Annotated in this window: 1 rRNA gene; it reads right to left on the bottom strand. The window is 53.3% G+C overall.

Going from position 1 to position 255, the window contains the following annotated elements:
- Window positions 1–96: ribosomal RNA gene (locus tag EAS64_RS43050) — 16S ribosomal RNA — on the bottom strand; the annotation flags it as partial.
- Window positions 97–255: the final 159 nt, after the last annotated feature.

Here is a 255-nt window from a genome sequence, read left to right as displayed (position 1 = left end):
ACCCGTTCGCCACTAGGTGCAAGCACCTCGTTCGACTTGCATGTGTTAAGCACGCCGCCAGCGTTCGTCCTGAGCCAGAATCAAACTCTCCGTTGAATGACTGACACCAGCCAGACCCGAAGGCCCAGCCGGAAAACAGAAACCCAACCATGAGCAAATCATGGCTAATATCCGTGGAACCAGTCACAAAGACCAGCCCCGACGGGGGTTTGTACATATATCATGCACTGGCTTTTAGCACGCTGTTGAGTTCTC

It is taken from the genome of Trebonia kvetii (genome assembly GCF_007827045.1).
Taxonomy (GTDB): domain Bacteria; phylum Actinomycetota; class Actinomycetes; order Streptosporangiales; family Streptosporangiaceae; genus Trebonia; species Trebonia kvetii.
Note: the sequence above shows the minus strand (reverse complement) of the source record. Positions and strands in the feature narration are given on the sequence as shown.